The following is a 17,818-nucleotide window of genomic DNA, read 5'->3' as shown; positions in this document are numbered from 1 at the left end:
CCGCGTGACCGAAGACCGCCGCATCCTCGCCGGACGGTATCAGGTGGGCGAACTCATCGGTCACGGCGGCATGTCCGACGTCTATCGCGGCATTGATGCCCGACTCGGGCGCACCGTCGCGATCAAGCTGCTCAAGTCGTCGCTTGCGACAGACCCTGCTTTCCGCACTCGCTTCCGTCAGGAAGCGCAGTCTGCGGCACGGATGGCGCATCCGACGATCGTGCGCGTCTTCGACGCCGGCGAAGAGACGCTCCGCGACGCGAACGGTCGCGAAGTCCAGGCCCCGTTCATCGTGATGGAATATGTCGACGGCAGACTGCTGCGCGACATCATCAAGGACGGCCCGCTCGAGGCCGGCGAAGCCGTTCGAATCGAAGTGGGCATCCTCACCGCACTCGAATACTCGCATCGTGCGGGTGTCGTGCACCGCGACATCAAGCCCGGCAACGTGATGATCACGCAGACCGGGCAAGTCAAGGTGATGGATTTCGGTATCGCGCGAGCCATCAGCGACTCATCCGCCACCGTTGCGCAGACCACCGCGATCCTCGGCACCGCAAGCTACTTCTCACCGGAACAGGCCAAGGGCGAAACGGTTGACGCTCGCAGCGATCTGTATTCGGCCGGCGTCGTGCTCTTCGAGATGCTCACCGGGCGAGCACCCTTCCGTGGCGACACCCCCGTAGCCGTCGCATACCAGCACGTCAGTGAGCCACCGACCAAGCCCAGCGTGATCAACCCGAAGGTCTCGCCTGCCCTCGACACCGTCGTGCTGCACGCGTTGGCGAAGGATCGGGCCGATCGCTACCAGAGCGCTGCAGATTTTCGGCGAGAGCTGGAAGCAGCCGGCTCCGGCAAGATCCCTGTGCACCGCCAGCGGGATGCGTTCTCAGAGACACTGTTCGGCACACCGACCGGTGGCATAACCGGCACAGAGGCGGCGTTGCGCCAACTCACAGAAGACGACACAATGGTGCGCACCCAGAACCGGCCACCCGTGGTCTGGATCTGGGCGGGCATCCTCTGCGTTGCAATCATCGTCGTCGCTCTGGTGCTCTGGGTGTTCAGCCAGACACCGTCGACACAGCTCTCCAACGTGTCTCGTGCCGTGCCGAATGTGATCGGCAAAACGTTGGATCAGGCCACGAGCGAGCTGAAGAAGAGCGATCTCACCTGGTCGATCACGAACCAGGAGAGCGCGACCGTTCCAGCAGGCAAGGTGATCAGCACCGATCCAGACAGCGGCATCATCGCCCAGAAGGGCGACCAGGTCACCGTCTACGTCTCCAGCGGCAAGAAGGCCGCGGCGGTTCCCGATGTGACAGGACAGTCGATAGCCGACGCGCAGAAAGCGATGACGGCTGCCGGGTTCCAGCTGGGGCTGGTCAATCAGCAGAACTCCCCGACGGTGCCCGCCAACGTTGTGATCAGCACAAAGCCTGCGGCGAATACCCAAGCCCACGAGGGTGACACCATCAACTTCAACGTTTCAAACGGAAGTGTCACCGTGCCTGATTTCACGGGGCAGTCGATCGGCGCGGCGACGAGTCTGCTTCAGGCACCTGACCTGCAGTTGACCGCCGACCCGAAACCGGACCCCAGTTGCAAGGCACAGCCTGGCACGCTTGTGGTGAGCCAGTCGCCCGGCCCCGGCCTTGCCCCGCAAGGTTCGGCCGTAACGCTCAACTACTGCAACGGTTAGGTTAGTCAGCCGCCGGAGTTGTGCTGGCCGGAGTAGTGCTTACCGGAGCTGTGCTGACCGGACCTGTACTTACCGGAGCTGTGCTGACCAGCAGCGGGTCCAGCGTGCGCGCTGTCTCGTGCGCGGTCGCTAGGCCTGCCTCGACGAGCCAGTTGCCCAGCATCCGATAACCGTCTTGCGTGAGCACGGACTCCGGGTGAAATTGCACACCGAAGATCGGTGCGCTCTCGTGCCGCAACCCCATGATCACGCCACCGGCCGTGCGGGCCGTCACAATCAACTCGGACGGAATCGTGTTCGCAACAACGGCAAGCGAGTGGTAGCGCGTTGCTGTGAACGGTTGGCGTACGCCTTCGTAGAACGGGCTTTCGTCATGGCTGACCAGTGACGTCTTGCCATGCATCAGTTCTTCCGCGTTCGTGACAGTGGCGCCGAACGCCTCAGCGATCGCCTGGTGACCAAGGCAGACTCCCAGAAGAGGGGTGCCGGAGTGAAGCGCGGCCCTGACGATCGGGATGGACATCCCCGCGTCTCGCGGCTTTCCCGGCCCCGGAGAGAGCAGCACCGCGTCGTAGTGCGTCAAGCGTTCCTCGACCTCTTCGATCGGGAAGGCGTCATTGCGCACAACTTCCGTCTCAGCACCCAGTTCGCGCAAATAGCCGTTCAGCGTGTAAACGAAGCTGTCGTAGTTGTCGATGACGAGTACCCGGGTCATGTTGCCACTGTTCCTTCTTCATTGCCGACCAACGTGGCGTCGACCCAGGGGAACACCCAGGTGACAAGCGCGTAGAGCACGGCGGCCAAGAGGATCAGAAGGATGCTGATACGTACCCAGACCGGACCCGGCAGAACCCGCCATAAAGCTGCATACACGAAACTACCTCCCGCTCACTTGGCCGGCGATGGCCGCAGGTACATCACTCAGCGGTTGCCAGGAATCGAAAACGCCGAACGCCGCGATGCGTTCCTGCGCGTGATACGGCGGGTTGCAGGTCGTGAGCGTGATCAAGCGATCGCTCGCCGCGGCCCCCTGCGCCTGCGGCACCGGCAAAAGCACATTGACTGCTGTCGGCCGCACATACTGAAAATTGCGGAACTCGTACGTGTAGAAACCGTCTTTCGTCTGGACGTAGATCTTGTCGCCGAGTTGGAGCTTCGACACATTCAGGAAGGCATTGCCATATCCGGTGTCGTGGGCAGCAATCGCGAAGTTGCCGACCTCGCCGGGCATCTGCGTTCCGGTGTAGTGCCCGACTCCAGCGTCGTAGCTGTTCAGAACGCTCTGCACATCGACAGACTCGCGGATGATGCGTTTCCAGTCAGCGCCAAAGCGAGGAATGTAGATCACGGCGAGCGGCTGCGCAAAGGCGACAGGGCTCATCACGGGAGGGGGACCGTAGTCGACCGGGGCGGACGTCGCTCCCGGTGTTGAGGTCGGTGTCGCCGTAGGCGCCGGTGTGTGATGTGAGCGGCTCTGTTCCAACCATTGCTGACTCTGCGCGGCAGCTGCAGATGTCTGCTGCCCCGCGAGCACGGCACTGTTCCACCAGGTCTGCCAGCCGAGGAACAACAGCACGACTAGTCCGGCCGTGATCAACAGTTCGCCGAATACCCCGACCACGGACACTCTGCGCGAAGGCCGTTGCCGTCGACTGCGGCCTGAACGGTGCGTGGGCTGTCTTGATGAGGCGTCGGGTGCGCTTTGTGCGTCCGGCTCATCCATGTTCGTGATTCTATCGTGGCTCATTCAAGGCTCTCTGTGGATGCCCGGAATCGACCGGCTACACTTGGTTCTTATGGCTGGCTCCAAAACCCGATCGAAGCGCGAGCGCAATGATGCCGCCGCGACCGCTACTTCCCGCGACGACATTCCGAACCCGGTGTGGTTCAAGCCCCTCATGCTGGGCTTCATGTTGGTGGGGCTCGCCTGGATCGTCGTGTTCTACGTGAGCCAGAGTCAGTTCCCGATTCCGCAGCTCGGTGCGTGGAACATCCTGATCGGTTTCGGCATCGCATTCGTGGGCTTCTTGATGACGACTCGGTGGCGTTGACGGCGCCACGCGTGTGTCCTCATCTCTGAGGACAATTACACGGCTGTAACTATCCCCATTGTGGGAAACCCTGTGGATAACTTCGGCCGGTCCCTGAGCTTGCCGCCTGTGCTGAGCCTGTCGAAGTGAAGGGCAGCCTTCACACGAACAGGCGCCAGCAGCTGACCAGGATCATGATGACAGTCAGTGCGCTCAACAGAACGATCTGCACGTTCTTACGGGAGGCCCGACGGGTCTCCACGTAGATCAACCCGACCAGTGCCCCACCGACCAGGCCGCCGAGATGAGCCTGCCAGGCGATGCCTGGGATGACGAACCCGATCACTAGGTTGATGCCGACGAGGATCAGCAGCTGCGTGGCGTTGCCGCCAAGCCTGCGCTGGATGATCAGGAACGCAGCCAGCATTCCGAATATCGCACCGGATGCACCGATCACCGGCTGACGGGGGTCTGCGATGAGAAATACACCGATGGACCCGGCGAGGCCGCTCAGCAGGAACAAAATGAGATAACGCATCCGCCCGAGCATCGGTTCCAGGATCATGCCGAACAGCCACAGGGTATACATGTTCAGAGCGATGTGAATGATGCTCGCATGGGCGAAGATTGCGGTGAACATCCGCCATGGCTCAAAGAGTTGCGGGTAGTTGTACAGGCCCGCATACTGCAGCGCGGCCGTGACCGTGCCGCCAACGCCCGGCAGGGACTGCAGGATGAACACCAGGACGCAGACGCCGATGATCGCGTAGGTCACGACGGGTGCACCAGCGCCCGTCATCCTGGTCAGGATGGCCGGCTTCGTGCGCGGCGCGGTCGCCCGCTGCTGCTTCATGCACTCCGGGCAGATCACACCGACGGCGCCAGGCGTCTGGCACTCACCGCAAATCGTGCGACCGCACCGCTGGCAGAGCACAAAACTCTGCCGCTCAGGGTGGCGATAGCAATAGTTAGCGGCAGACTGGGAGGCCTGCGTCACGGGGTTCTGCCTTCCGAAAGCGTATGGCTGAGCGTGTGCTCTAGGCGTCGACGACGGTGACCGACTCGATCACGACATCGTCAAGCGGCCGGTCTCGGGCATCCGTTGGAACAGCGGCGAGCTTGTCGACGATGGCGCGCGACGCGTCGTCAGCGACCTCGCCGAAAATGGTGTGCTTGCCCTGCAGCCACGTTGTGGCGCCGACGGTGATGAAGAACTGCGAACCATTGGTGCCGTGACCCTGCTGAATGCCTGCGTTCGCCATGGCAAGCATGTACGGCGCGGTGAAATCGAGGTCGGGGTTGATCTCATCGTCGAATTGAAAACCGGGGCCGCCGGTGCCCGTGCCGAGCGGGTCGCCGCCCTGGATCATGAAGCCGGGAATGATGCGGTGGAACACGACGCCGTCGTACAGGTTGTCTTTGCTGGTCGCGCCGGTGCGCGGGTGGGTCCATTCGAGCTCGCCCGTTGCCAGACCGACGAAGTTCTTGACGGTCTTCGGAGCGTGGTTGCCGTAAAGGTTCACGACAATGTCTCCATAGTTGGTGTGGAGCGTTGCGACAGCGGTGTGCTTAGACATGTGTTCAATTCTTGCATCCCGCGGCGCATTACACTGACAGGTCGCGCTGAGTATTTGAAGCGCTGGGCGCATTGCGTGGCAAGATGGACTCAGTTCGCTTCACGACGCAATGGAGGTCCAGATGAGTCTGTCACGTAAGCGCCAAAAGGAACTGAACCGACTTCGGGGGAACGCTGAGGATCTCTGGCACGCGCAACAAGACGTGTTGGATCGCGCGAGTTCAATCGCTCGAGAAGCCGGTCGCCAGGCCGGTCACCTCACGAGGGAGGAAGTGGCTCCGCGCGTGCGCGACAGCTATGCGACCTATGTTCAGCCCGGTTTGAACCGCGGCGCGTACTACTCGCGGCGAATTGCCCGCGGGGCGGGCGATGTCGTCAACAACAACATTGTTCCGGCGATCGGAACTGCTCTCGGCACCGCGCTGAGCGTTGCGGATGTCGCCAACGACGCTCGCGTTCAAGCTGCGGTTCGCCGCCTGTCGGGCCGCAATGCCCCGGTCGAGGTCAAGAAGTCAGGTCCGGGCTTCGGCACCGTTTTTGCGATCGGGGTCGGCGCTGTCGCACTCGCCGGCGTCGCATACGCGGTATGGCAGACCTTCCGCGCCGATGATGAGCTCTGGGTAGCCGACGACGACTCTGCCGCACCCCTGTCCGACGCGACGGAGTAGTTCTTGGTGGTCGAGCAGGGAGCGCCTGTCCCTGAGCTTGCCGAAGGGCGAGCGTATCGAGACCACTACACCGCTTCACGGCAGCCCGGCCATCCGCAGCGCAGCATCGACGAGACCAACGTGCTCCAGGTGCGCCACGGCCGCCAGGGCGAACCAGTCCGCCTCATCGGTGCTTCCATCGAGTTCGTTCATGAGGTCGCCACCGATGATTCGGGCGCGGTACACGATCCGAAGCGAATGCAATGGTCGGCCGGAACCGTTGATGCGCTGATCGCCGGGAACGACGTGTGAGTTGATTCCGAGCAACCCATCTAGAGCGGCGTTGTAGCCGGTCTCCTCGTGGATTTCCCGCACCGCTGCGTCCGCAGGGTCCTCACCGGGTTCGAGACCCCCACCGGGCAACGTCCAGCCACTGTGCCCGTGCTCGTTCCAATGCGCGAGCAGGATGCGTCGCTCGTCGTCGATGATGACGGCGTACGCCGCAACTCTGATGTCCACCGGGGTTACGTTACTCGCTGCGATCGACACCGACTGCCCGTGACTGACACGGGTGCACGCGGCCGACGCGGATTGAATGAAAGTGTGGAGCCTAGGAGAATCGAACTCCTGACCTCCTGCTTGCAAAGCAGGCGCTCTACCAATTGAGCTAAGGCCCCTCGGGGCGTGCCCGATTCGGATTCGAATCGGACCGCAGTGGGGGTACCAGGACTTGAACCTGGGACCTCTTCGTTATCAGCGAAGCGCTCTAACCGCCTGAGCTATACCCCCGAATGGGCAGATGAAAGACTACAGGATTTCACCTACCGGGTGCGAATCGAGCTGTTGGTTTTCGGCGCGTCAGTTGTTGGTGAACCCGACCAACAGCCCACCGGTGATCTTCACGCTCAAGTTGTACAGCAGAGCGAAGATGGCACCGAGCGCCGTCACCACAACGACGTCAAGAATTCCGACGACGATCGCAAAGCCCATCACCTGACCGAGGCCGAGAATCGATTTGAGGTCGGTTCCGCCTGCGCCGGAGATGTCTTTGAATAGGCTGTTGACCTGATCGAAGATTCCGGTCTGGTTGAGCACCGTCCAAACCAGGAACATGCCAACGACCCCGACAATTGCGATGCAGAGTCCAACCAAGAACGACAGCTTCACACTCGACCAGAAGTCGATGTAGACAAGCTTGAGCCGCACTTGCTTCGACGAGGGTCTCCTCGAGGATTTCCTCGCCAGTTTCTCGGCAACGCTACTACTCATCTACAGTTTCATCCTTCCCGGTGGCGCCTGTCTCATCATCCCCTGCCGATTCGTCATGCTCGGCTTCTTCTTCATCAGCTGTGTTTTCATCAGCTTCATCTTCATCTGGGGCGATAATGTTGCGTTCGGTGTTTCGTGCGACGGCAATGATCCGGTCTTCTTCTGCAAATCGTGCGAAGACGACACCCATGGTGTCACGACCCTTGGCCGGAACCTCAGCCACCGCAGAGCGTACCACCTTGCCGCTGGCAAGAACCACAAGAACCTCGTCGTCTTCGGCAACCATGAGAGCTCCAACAAGGTCTCCACGGTCATCGCTCAGCTTCGCAACCTTGATTCCAAGCCCGCCACGACCTTGCAGTCGATACTGATCGGCGGATGTCCGCTTCGCGTAGCCGCCCTCCGTCACGACGAATACATACTCGCCTTCACCATCGACAACGGATGCGTCAAGCAGTGAGTCTCCGCCGCGGAAGTGCATTCCAATAACGCCGGAGGTTGAGCGTCCCATCGGTCGGAGCGCTTCATCGGTCGCCGTGAAACGGATCGACATCCCCTTCTTCGAGACAAGAAGAACGTCGGAGTCCTCCTCGACGAGCAGGGCCGCAACGAGTTCATCCTCTTCGCGGAGCTTGATCGCGATGATGCCACCGGAGCGGTTCGTGTCGTACTCGGCCAGCGCTGTCTTCTTGATCAATCCGTCCCGGGTCGCCAAGGCGAGATACTGGGCCGCTTCGTAATTCTGGATGTCCAGAATCGCTGCAATCTCTTCCTCGGGTTGCATCGCCAGCAGGTTCGCGACATGCTGGCCCTTCGCGTCGCGCCCTGCCTCCTGCACCTCGTAGGCCTTCGCCCGATAGACGCGGCCCTTGTTCGTGAAGAACAACAGCCAGTGGTGCGTCGTTGTGACGAAGAAGTGCTCGACCACATCGTCCGCGCGCAACTGGGCGCCCTTCACGCCCTTGCCGCCACGGTGCTGGGAACGGTAGTTGTCGCTGCGGGTGCGCTTGATATAACCGCCCCGCGTGACGGTCACCACCATCTCTTCTTCGGGGATCAGGTCTTCCATCGACATGTCACCGTCGAATCCGAACATGATCTCCGTGCGTCGCTCGTCGCCGAACTTATCGACGATTTCCGTCAGTTCCTCACTGATGATGACGCGCTGCCGTGTCGGCGTCGCCAGGATGTCCTTGAAGTCGACAATGCGGGCCTCGATCTCAGTGGCCTCATCGATGATCTTCTGCCGTTCCAGTGCCGCGAGGCGCCGCAGCTGCATTTCCAGGATTGCGTTGGCTTGCAGTTCGTCGACGTCGAGCAGCTCGATGAGCCCCGTACGGGCGTCATCGACTGTTGGTGAGCGCCGGATGAGCGCGATCACCTCGTCCAACGCATCCAGTGCCTTGAGGTAGCCACGCAGAATGTGCGCGCGCTCTTCGGCCTTGCGCAGCCGGAACTGCGTGCGCCGCACGATGACATCCACCTGGTGGTCGACCCACGCCGTGATGAATCCGTCGATGGGCAGCGTACGAGGCACACCGTCCACAATGGCGAGCATATTCGCGCCGAAGTTCTCCTGCAGCTGCGTGTGCTTGTAGAGGTTGTTCAGAACAACCTTCGCCACGGCATCCCGCTTGAGCACGATCACCAGTCGCTGACCGGTACGGCCGGATGTCTCATCCCGGATATCCGCGATTCCGCTGATCCTGCCATCCTTGACCATCTCGGCGATCTTGATCGCCAGGTTGTCTGGGTTGACCTGATACGGCAACTCTGTGACGACGAGGCAGGTGCGGTTTTGAATCTCTTCGACGTTGACGACGGCGCGCATCGTGATGGATCCGCGGCCGGTTGTGTATGCGTCGTGGATGCCCTTGATACCGAGAATCTGGGCTCCGGTTGGAAAATCCGGCCCTTTGATACGCGCCATCAGGGCCGTGAGAAGCTCTTCCCGTGTCGCATCCGGATTCGCCAGGTGCCAAAGCGCTCCGTCGGCGACCTCTCGCAGGTTGTGCGGAGGAATATTCGTCGCCATGCCGACGGCGATGCCGACCGAGCCGTTGACCAGGAGGTTCGGGAACCGGGCGGGCAATACGAACGGCTCCTGCGTACGACCGTCGTAGTTGTCGACGAAGTCGACGGTCTCCTCATCGATATCGCGCACCATCTCGAGCGCAAGCGGTGCCATCTTCGTCTCGGTGTACCGGGGAGCTGCCGCACCATCGTTGCCGGGCGAACCGAAATTGCCCTGGCCGAGAGCGAGCGGGTAGCGCAGGCTCCACGGTTGCACCAGCCGAACGAGAGCGTCGTAGATGGCCGAGTCACCGTGCGGATGGAACTGCCCCATCACGTCGCCGACGACGCGCGCGCACTTCGAGAACGCCTTATCCGGCCGATAGCCGCCGTCGAACATCGCGTAGATCACGCGCCTGTGCACCGGCTTCAAACCATCGCGCACCTCGGGCAGTGCGCGCCCGACGATCACGCTCATCGCGTAGTCGAGATAGGAGCGCTGCATTTCCAGCTGAAGATCGACCTGATCGATCTTGCCGTGGACGCCATGATCGACGGGGGTATCGTCCGGTGGTGTGATGTCGTCTTCAGCCATGAATTCTTCTCTCTATATTCCGGTCGCTGAGCTTGCCGAAGTGCCTCGCGGATGCGGCCCTTCGACAAGCTCAGGGACCGACAGGGTGTGTTCAGATATCGAGGAAGCGCACGTCTTTCGCGTTCTTCTGGATGAAACTCCGGCGGGCCTCAACGTCTTCACCCATGAGCGTTGTGAAGATCTCGTCCGCCGCCGCAGCATCATCGAGCGTGACCTGCAACAGCGTGCGGGTCTCCGGGCTCATGGTGGTCTCCCAGAGCTCCTTGTAGTCCATCTCACCCAGACCCTTATAGCGCTGGATCCCGTTGTCTTTCGGGATGCGCCAGCCGGCAGCTTGCCCGTCGGTCAGCAGCGCGTCGCGCTCGATATCCGAGTAGACGTACTGATGCGGGGCGTTACTCCATTTCAACCGGTACAGCGGTGGTTGCGCGAGATAGACGTAGCCCAACTCGATCAGCGGCCGCATGTAGCGGAACAGGAGGGTCAACAACAGTGTGGTGATGTGCTGACCATCGACATCGGCGTCCGCCATCAAGACGATCTTGTGGTACCGCGCCTTGTCCGGGTTGAAATCTTCACCGATGCCGGCACCGAACGCGGTGATCATCGCCTGCACCTCGTTATTGCCGAGCGCACGGTCGAGCCGCGCCTTCTCGACGTTCAGAATCTTGCCGCGCAACGGCAGAATCGCCTGTGTCTCCGGATTGCGCCCCTGCACGGCTGAGCCGCCGGCCGAGTCGCCTTCGACGATGAAGATCTCAGACAACGAAGGGTCTTTGCTCTGGCAGTCTTTCAACTTGCCGGGCATTCCGCCGCCCTCGAGCAGGCCCTTGCGTCTAGCAGTCTCGCGAGCCTTCCGTGCAGCCATGCGTGCGGTCGCGGCCTGAAGTGATTTGCGGATGATCTCCTTGGCCTGGTTCGGATTACGAGCGAACCAGTCGCCAAGCTGATCACCGACAACCTTCTGTACGAACGCCTTCGCCTCAGTGTTGCCGAGCTTGGTCTTGGTCTGGCCTTCGAACTGTGGTTCGGCGAGCTTGACCGAGATGACGGCTGTGAGCCCCTCACGCACGTCGTCGCCGGAGAGGTTATCGTCCTTCTCTTTCAGCAGATTCTTATCGCGCGCGTACTTGTTGACCAGGGTGGTCAGCGCGGCGCGGAAACCCTCCTCGTGCGTACCACCCTCGTGGGTATTGATGGTGTTGGCGTAGGTGTACACACTCTCCGTATAGCCGCTCGTCCATTGCATCGCAACCTCGAGCGCGATCTTGCGGTCCGTGTCCTCCGACTCGAATGAGATGATCTCGTCATTCACGATCTCGGCGCGCTTGAGCTTGTTCAGGTACTGGACGTAATCGACCAGACCCTTTTCGTAGATGAAGTTGTCTGAGCGTGCGTCTTCTCCTTCTTCGGGAGCGCGCAGATCGTTCAACGTGATTCGCAGGCCCTTGTTCAGGAACGCCATCTGCTGGAAGCGGGTGCGTAGGGTCTCGTAGTCGAAATGCACGGTTTCGAAGATCTTTGCATTCGGCCAGAAGGTGATCGTCGTTCCGGTCTCGCTCGATTCCTCACCGCGCGCGAGCGGCGCCAGCGGTACGCCATCTTCGAACGCCATCCACCAGATGTACCCGTTGCGCTTGACCTCGACCTCGAAGCGGGTCGAGAGCGCATTGACAACCGAACTGCCAACACCGTGCAGTCCGCCGGAGACGGCATAGCCGCCGCCGCCGAACTTGCCGCCCGCGTGCAGTTTGGTCAGCACGACCTCAACGGTAGAAATCTTCTCGATCGGATGCTCGGCCACCGGAATACCGCGACCGTTGTCGACAACGCGGATACTGCCATCCCTATTGATGGTGACGTTGATCACGTCTGCGTAGCCGGCCAGTGCCTCATCGACCGAGTTGTCGACGATCTCCGAGACCAGGTGGTGCAGCCCGCGCGGACCCGTCGATCCGATGTACATGCCGGGACGCTTGCGCACGGCTTCGAGGCCCTCGAGCACCTGAATGTCGCTCGCACCATAACTGTGGGACGTGTGCCCGCTGGTGATCGGCGTCGCGGCTGGGGTTGTAGCTGTCGGGGTTGTAGCTGTCGGGGATGTATCTGCTGAGGTTGTATCTGCTGGAGAAGTATCGTGGTCTTGGGAGTCGTCGGGAAGAGCGTTTGTGGATTCCGATGTCATATGAAGATTAGGCTCCTGACCGCACAGTAGGTGACCACTCAGTCTACCAAGTCGACGGCCACCTTGGAGCCATATACGGCGATCTGGGGCCTTAGTTTTGCTCGGGTGACCAGATTTGCATTGCTACCCGTAGGTATCGCGTGGACCACGCCCTGAAATCGACCTGGGGCCTCTTTTCCAGGATGGTACGTCGGGTCCTTGAAATCGGATTGATTGGATGCCCGCGTCCGGGAAGCGGTCCGCGATGTGCTTGAGCAACTCTGAGCGCATGATTCGCAGCTGCGTGGCCCACGCCGTCGACTCACAGCGCACGGTCAGCACACCGTCGTCGATTCCGACCGGGCTCGAGTGCTCTGCTGTGTCTGCTCCGACCAATTCGTTCCACGAGGCGACGAGTTCAGACTGTGCCAGCGGGGAATTCCAACCAAGCCGCGCCGTCAGCGCGTCTACGACGCTGCCGAGCCCGTGCGGATCACGCCCAGCACCGAATGGCACACTGGCGGAACCATCCAGTGGACGAGTCGATTGTCTCGGTGCACGATAAACGGATGCCGAGAACAGCGCCTTCAGACGCTGATACACCTCCGCTGACTCTGTCATGGTCTGTCAGGCACGGTTGATCGGGAGGTGCTCAGGTCGTCAGACACGACCCCGGCCTCGATGTGCACGGTGTGCGCTGTCAGCTCCGCGGGAACGTCCTCGTACACCGCTGCTGTGATCAGCACCTGCTCGAAGTTGTGCACCGCCTCCGCAAGCATCCGCCGCCGTGTGCGATCCAGCTCCGCGAAGACATCATCGAGGATCAGAACAGGATCTCCGCTGACAGAATCCTGCCGCAACAGTTCAGCCGACGCGAGTCTGAGTGAGAGCGCAAACGACCACGACTCCCCGTGGCTTGCATAACCCTTCGCCGGCATACCGTTGAGCTCGAACAGCACGTCGTCGCGGTGCGGGCCGACCAACGTCATCCCCCGTTCCAGTTCCTTGCCGCGCAATGCCGCGATCGCCGCGTGGAAGACCTCAGCAGTCTGACCAGCTGCGGGGGAATTCTCTGTTGGGGCACCCTCGTCGTGAATGCTGAGAACAGAGCTCAACCGTGGCGAGTGATCATCGCCGACCACAGACTGGTAGGCGGCTCGCAATGGCGCGGAGAGTTCGTGCGTCAAACGCACCCGCTCGTCGATGATCTCGCTGCCCAGCGTGACGAGCCGCTCATCCCAGATCTCGAGTGTTCCGAGCTGATCAAGGCGAACCCTCGTTGCGCGAGCGGACTTCAGAAGGCTGTTGCGCTGTTTGAGCACACGATCGTAATCGGCAAGCACGCCGGCTAGCCGCGGAGTGCGTTGGATCAGTAGCTCGTCGATGAAGCGGCGACGCACGCCCGGCTCACCGCGAACGAGAGCGAGGTCCTCCGGCGCGAAGATCACACTGGAAAAGTAGCGCGGGAGTTCTCGCACCTTCACAGCCGACCGGTTGACCTGGGCCCTGTTGGCCGAGCCTCGATTGAGTTGCACCTCGACCAGCAGCTCTCTCGACTCGTGCTGCACGCGTGCGCGGATGATGGCAGCATCGGTGTCCTTGCGGATCAACGCCTGATCACTCGAACTGCGGTGCGATCCCAGCGTGCTCAGATAGCCCAACGACTCGACGAGGTTGGTCTTGCCGTGGCCGTTCCGGCCGATGAAAAGGTTCGGCCCAGGGTGCAGCGGCACTTCGGCGCGCGCGTAATTGCGAAAATCGGTCAACGAGAGGTGCACGACGCGCATGCTCGCTCACCTTTTTCCATCCATTCCCTGAGCAAAGCCGAAAGGCGGATCATCATACCCTTCGGCAAGCTCAGGGAACGATAACTGAGGCTCAGGGGCAGAAGCTCAGTCGACAGCTTTCACCGCGTGTCCGCCGAATTGATTGCGCAACGCCGCAACGGCCTTCATCGCAGGAGAGTCCTGCTGGCGTGAGACGTATCGTGCAAAAATCGACGCACTGATCGTCGGCACTGGAACAGAATTTGCAAGCGCTTCTTCGACCGTCCAGCGACCCTCTCCGGAGTCGTTGACGTAGCCTTCGATGTGCTCGAATTCCGGGTCCTCTTCGAGCGCGCGCACGAGAAGTTCCAGCAACCACGAACGCACAACGGTTCCCCGTTGCCATGCCTTGAATGTTCCGGTCACATCTTTGACGATGTCCTTGCGTGTGTCCAAGAGTTCGTATCCCTCTGCGAACGCCTGCATCAGCGCATACTCGATGCCGTTGTGCACCATCTTTGCGTAATGACCGGCTCCGACCTCACCGACATGCACGAACCCTTCATCGCGCGGGCCTTCAGGTCGCAGAGCGTCGAACACCGGCATGACACGCTCGACCTGTGCCGCGCTGCCGCCAACCATGAGCCCGTAACCGTTCTGCAAGCCCCACACCCCTCCCGAGACTCCGGCGTCCATGAAGTCGATGCCTTGAGGCGCAAGTTGTTCTGAGTGCTTGAAATCTTCGGTGAAACGAGAGTTCCCGCCATCGATGATCAGATCACCCTTCTCGAGAACGGTACCGAGATCGGAAACGACTGAGTCTGTTATTGCGCCGGCCGGCACCATCACCCAAACGGTTCGCGGAGTCGGCAGAGCTGCCGCAAGCGCCGCAAGAGTCGGCACATCAGTCAACTCGGGATTGGTGTCATATCCGGTGACCTCGATGCCTTTCTGTTCGAGCCTGCTGCGCATGTTGTTGCCCATTTTTCCGAGACCGATGAGGCCGATATGCATGAGAATCCCTCTTTTGTTCTATCTGTTCGGACGCGGCTACGTAGGTGAATTCGACTATCGCAGAAGCAGGTTGGGCTGCAGCAGGTATCGATAACTGTCTGAACCGGCCTGCTCTTTGCTGGTCTGGCTGGTGATCAGAACGGGCCCGGGCTTATTCGGGTTCTCGGTCTTCGTGAACGAGATGCGCACGAATTCCGAGTGCACGGCGCCGAGGCCATCCAACAAAAACTGTGGCTTGAGCGAGACAACTGTGTCGTCGCCGGTGAGCAACGCGTCAATGGTCTCGGATGCCTGTGCCTGTTCCGACCCAATCGCCTCGAGCCGCAGCCCGTCAGCGTTGAACGTGAAACGGAGCGCTGCCTCACGTTCCAACACGAGCGAAACTCGCCGAGTCGCCTCGACAAGTTCGGCCGTGTTGATGACGGCATAGTTGTCAACTGTGTCGGGAAAAAGCCTCTTGACCGGCGGGAAGTTCCCTTTGATCAACAGTGATGTCACAGTCTTCTTGTCTGCAGTGAATGCGATCAACTCTCGATCGTCTTTCGACGTGATCGCCACGGAAATCGTTCCACTGTGGCCGAGGGTCTTGCCGATCTCTTGCAGCGTGCGAGCTGGAACCAGGGCGGTGGCCGCACTCGTTCCGCTGTCGGATGCGTCCCAATCGATTTCCCGTACGGCCACCCGATAGCGATCTGTGGCAACCAAGCTGAGCTTGTTATCCGCGATCTCGAGCTGCACGCCGGTGATGACCGGGGTCACGTCGTCGCGCGACGCTGCAACCGCGACTTGTGCAACGGCTTCAGCGAATGCGTCGGCTGGAACCAGGCCCGCATCTTCGCCTACCTGCGGCAGGCTTGGATATTCCTCAACCGGCATGGATAGCAGTGTGAAGTTGGCGGAACCACAGGTTACCGAGATTCGTGACTCGGCGGTGGAGAACCGGACGGGCGCATTCGGCAGTTTGCTTGCAATCTCTGCCAGCAGTCGACCAGAGACGAGCACGGTTCCCTGCTCTTCGACGTCGGCCGCGATCTCGGTCTGTGCAGACACCTCGTAATCGAATGACGAAAGCGTGATGCCGGTCGGAGTCGTGGTGATCAAAACGCCACTCAGGATCGGGAGAGTCGTTCGCTGCGGCAGCAGCTTCACGGCGAATGAGACCGCCTCACTCAGTACGTCCCGATTGGCTTGAAACCTCACGAAGTCACCCCTGTCGCTGAAGAGCACACTGTTGCCGATGAACACATGTGGACACAATGCTAGCGCTTGCCTGAAGAGCGAGAGCGTGGGTGTGGTGTCTGCGTGGAGTGGTCAATTGCCGGGCATGTTCGATGGTCAAGGTTGTGTGTCGGAGCAGAGAATGGAATTAAGGAGTAATCGTCTTAACCGATGTGGAAACTGTGGATAACCATGTTCACGCGCGTCGATCGCTGGGAACTACACCGGTGAAAGTTGTTGAGGGATTGTGGGACACGCCCGGCTTCGTCCGCGCAAGTTGGTGGTCGTCATGGTCGCCGACTCACAAGGAGCGCGCATTCGTCAACATCTGACGCGCGGTTATGCCTTAACTTTCCACAAGTTATCCACAGTGTGAATATAGTGCGGAACACGGGTCGAAATTCGGTGGCGGCCTCAGCGTTGATTCTGTTTGATACGGCTTGTCAGCTCTGTGACCTGGTTGTAGATCGACCGCCGCTCCTTCATGAGTTCGCTGATTTTCTTGTTCGCGTACATGACGGTGGTGTGGTCGCGGTTGCCGAAGAGTTGTCCAATTTTCGGGAGGGATAGGTTCGTCAACTCGCGACACAGGTACATGGCGATCTGGCGTGCCGTCGCAATCGCCTGTGACCGGGAAGAACCGTAGAGGTCGTCGACGGACAGCTTGAAATAGTCTGCGGTGTTCGTAATGATGTCGACGGGCGCGATGACGTTGTCATCATCGAGCGTGATCAGATCCTTGAGCACCGTCTGCACCAGGTTCATGTCGACGGGTGTGCGGTTGAGGCTCGCGAACGCGGTGACGCGGATGAGCGTTCCCTCAAGCTCGCGGATGTTGCTGGACACCTTGGTCGCCATGAATTCGAGGATGTCGTCTGGCACCTGAATTTTTTCGCTCTGCGCCTTCTTGCGGAGAATTGCGATGCGCGTCTCGAGGTCGGGCACCTGCACATCGGTGATGAGTCCCCATTCGAAGCGAGAACGCATCCGATCTTCGAACCCCGTCAGCAGCTTCGGTGGGAGATCACTGGTGATGACGACCTGTTTGTTGTGATCGTGCAGTGTATTGAATGTGTGGAAGAAGGCTTCTTGCGTCTCGACGGCGCGTTGGAGAAATTGAATGTCGTCGATCAACAGGATGTCGATGTTGCGGTACCGAGCCTGGAATGAGGAACCGCGGTTGTTTGCGATCGAGTTGATGAAGTCATTTGTGAATTCTTCCGAGCTGACATAGCGAACCCGGATGCCCGGGTACAAACTCATCGCGTAGTGGCCGATCGCATGCAAAAGGTGCGTCTTACCCAGACCAGAGTCGCCATACACGAACAGGGGGTTGTAGGCCTTCGCCGGCGCCTCCGCGACGGCGACGGCCGCGGCGTGGGCGAAACGATTGGATTGCCCGATCACGAAGTTGTCGAAACTATACTTCGGGTTCAGCCGGGAATCGTTGACTCGTGGGGCGGCGGTGATCTCCGTCACGGGCGCGACAGGGGCCGGAACCTCTATATAGGTTTGCTCCTGCGGGAGGGGGTTGCGCATTGTTTCCTGCGCGATATCCGGATTCACCACGATCGCGAAGGTGGAAACGGCGAGTTCGTCGGCAAGATTGCCGATCGCACTGAGCAAAGGGACTCTGCTGCGCTGTTCGATCATCCCTCGGGTGAACTCGTTGGGAACCTCGAGATAGATAGTGCCGGCCATGATGCCTTTCGGCTCGACCAGGCTGAGAAAACCATAGAGCTGCGGTGTGATGCGCTCGTCGGATTCGAGTGCGGCCAAGATGGTCGACCACGCATTGGATAGAGACTCGTCCCCGGCTGTCAT

17 protein-coding genes and 2 tRNA genes are annotated in these 17,818 nt (G+C 60.5%); 3 read left to right on the top strand and 16 right to left on the bottom strand.

The window, feature by feature from the left end:
• The first annotated feature begins 4 nt into the window (after nt 1-4).
• Nucleotides 5-1,702, top strand: a complete 1,698-nt coding sequence (pknB, locus tag QU604_RS00095) for a Stk1 family PASTA domain-containing Ser/Thr kinase (RefSeq protein WP_308469002.1) — start codon at nt 5-7, stop codon at nt 1,700-1,702.
• Between the two features lies 1 nt (nt 1,703).
• Here the strand turns inward: pknB and QU604_RS00090 are convergent, their stop codons facing one another.
• The 3 genes from QU604_RS00090 to QU604_RS00080 are packed head-to-tail and all read right to left on the bottom strand — an operon-like array spanning nt 1,704 to nt 3,425.
• Nucleotides 1,704-2,417 carry an anthranilate synthase component II gene (locus tag QU604_RS00090; protein WP_308466768.1) on the bottom strand — a complete coding sequence of 238 codons (714 nt, stop codon included), beginning with the start codon at nt 2,415-2,417 and terminating at the stop codon, nt 1,704-1,706.
• Nucleotides 2,414-2,575: a hypothetical protein gene (locus tag QU604_RS00085; RefSeq protein WP_308466767.1), complete on the bottom strand. Its 162-nt coding sequence runs from the start codon at nt 2,573-2,575 to the stop codon at nt 2,414-2,416. Before QU604_RS00085 ends, QU604_RS00090 begins: the two co-directional genes overlap by 4 nt.
• 4 nt (nt 2,576-2,579) lie before the next feature.
• Nucleotides 2,580-3,425 carry a class E sortase gene (locus tag QU604_RS00080; protein ID WP_308466766.1) on the bottom strand — a complete coding sequence of 282 codons (846 nt, stop codon included), beginning with the start codon at nt 3,423-3,425 and terminating at the stop codon, nt 2,580-2,582.
• A 73-nt stretch (nt 3,426-3,498) separates the two neighbouring features.
• On the opposite strand from QU604_RS00080, the gene QU604_RS00075 reads away from it, so the two are divergent.
• Nucleotides 3,499-3,753, top strand: a complete 255-nt coding sequence (locus QU604_RS00075) for a cell division protein CrgA (protein ID WP_308466765.1) — start codon at nt 3,499-3,501, stop codon at nt 3,751-3,753.
• Nucleotides 3,754-3,892: 139 nt separating this feature from the next.
• Here the strand turns inward: QU604_RS00075 and QU604_RS00070 are convergent, their stop codons facing one another.
• Nucleotides 3,893-4,585, bottom strand: a complete 693-nt coding sequence (locus QU604_RS00070; protein ID WP_308466764.1) for a rhomboid family intramembrane serine protease — start codon at nt 4,583-4,585, stop codon at nt 3,893-3,895.
• Between the two features lie 184 nt (nt 4,586-4,769).
• Nucleotides 4,770-5,309 carry a peptidylprolyl isomerase gene (locus QU604_RS00065; RefSeq protein ID WP_308466763.1) on the bottom strand — a complete coding sequence of 180 codons (540 nt, stop codon included), beginning with the start codon at nt 5,307-5,309 and terminating at the stop codon, nt 4,770-4,772.
• A 121-nt stretch (nt 5,310-5,430) separates the two neighbouring features.
• Between QU604_RS00065 and QU604_RS00060 the strand changes: the two genes are divergently transcribed.
• Complete coding sequence (locus QU604_RS00060) at nt 5,431-5,976, top strand: hypothetical protein (RefSeq protein ID WP_308466762.1); 546 nt, start codon at nt 5,431-5,433, stop codon at nt 5,974-5,976.
• A gap of 75 nt (nt 5,977-6,051) precedes the next feature.
• Here QU604_RS00060 and QU604_RS00055 read toward each other — a convergent pair whose 3' ends face one another.
• The 11 genes from QU604_RS00055 to dnaA all read right to left on the bottom strand — a co-directional run bounded on the left by QU604_RS00055 (nt 6,052) and on the right by dnaA (nt 17,818).
• Nucleotides 6,052-6,474: an NUDIX hydrolase gene (locus tag QU604_RS00055; protein WP_308466761.1), complete on the bottom strand. Its 423-nt coding sequence runs from the start codon at nt 6,472-6,474 to the stop codon at nt 6,052-6,054.
• A gap of 85 nt (nt 6,475-6,559) precedes the next feature.
• Nucleotides 6,560-6,632, bottom strand: a tRNA-Ala gene (locus QU604_RS00050).
• A 38-nt stretch (nt 6,633-6,670) separates the two neighbouring features.
• Nucleotides 6,671-6,744: transfer RNA gene (locus tag QU604_RS00045), tRNA-Ile, on the bottom strand.
• Between the two features lie 69 nt (nt 6,745-6,813).
• The gene (locus QU604_RS00040) at nt 6,814-7,224 is read right to left on the bottom strand and encodes a DUF3566 domain-containing protein (protein ID WP_308466760.1); all 411 of its coding nucleotides are present in this window, start codon (nt 7,222-7,224) and stop codon (nt 6,814-6,816) included.
• Nucleotides 7,217-9,832, bottom strand: coding sequence for a DNA gyrase subunit A (gene gyrA / locus QU604_RS00035; RefSeq protein WP_308466759.1), 2,616 nt, complete (start codon nt 9,830-9,832; stop codon nt 7,217-7,219). The genes QU604_RS00040 and gyrA overlap by 8 nt, the downstream gene beginning before the upstream one ends.
• 91 nt (nt 9,833-9,923) lie before the next feature.
• Entirely contained in the window at nt 9,924-12,017 is a 2,094-nt protein-coding gene (gene gyrB, locus QU604_RS00030) for a DNA topoisomerase (ATP-hydrolyzing) subunit B (protein ID WP_308466758.1), read from the bottom strand.
• A 123-nt stretch (nt 12,018-12,140) separates the two neighbouring features.
• Complete coding sequence (locus QU604_RS00025; protein WP_308466757.1) at nt 12,141-12,617, bottom strand: DciA family protein; 477 nt, start codon at nt 12,615-12,617, stop codon at nt 12,141-12,143.
• Nucleotides 12,614-13,783 carry a DNA replication/repair protein RecF gene (gene recF / locus QU604_RS00020; protein WP_308466756.1) on the bottom strand — a complete coding sequence of 390 codons (1,170 nt, stop codon included), beginning with the start codon at nt 13,781-13,783 and terminating at the stop codon, nt 12,614-12,616. The genes QU604_RS00025 and recF overlap by 4 nt, the downstream gene beginning before the upstream one ends.
• Nucleotides 13,784-13,888: 105 nt before the next feature.
• Entirely contained in the window at nt 13,889-14,776 is an 888-nt protein-coding gene (gene gnd, locus QU604_RS00015; protein WP_308466755.1) for a phosphogluconate dehydrogenase (NAD(+)-dependent, decarboxylating), read from the bottom strand.
• A gap of 54 nt (nt 14,777-14,830) precedes the next feature.
• Nucleotides 14,831-15,976: a DNA polymerase III subunit beta gene (dnaN, locus tag QU604_RS00010; protein WP_308469001.1), complete on the bottom strand. Its 1,146-nt coding sequence runs from the start codon at nt 15,974-15,976 to the stop codon at nt 14,831-14,833.
• 432 nt (nt 15,977-16,408) lie between these two features.
• The gene (dnaA, locus tag QU604_RS00005) at nt 16,409-17,818 is read right to left on the bottom strand and encodes a chromosomal replication initiator protein DnaA (RefSeq protein WP_308466754.1); all 1,410 of its coding nucleotides are present in this window, start codon (nt 17,816-17,818) and stop codon (nt 16,409-16,411) included.

It is taken from the genome of Rathayibacter sp. SW19 (assembly GCF_030866825.1).
Classification (GTDB): Bacteria; Actinomycetota; Actinomycetes; order Actinomycetales; family Microbacteriaceae; genus Rathayibacter_A; species Rathayibacter_A soli.
Note: the sequence above shows the minus strand (reverse complement) of the source record. Positions and strands in the feature narration are given on the sequence as shown.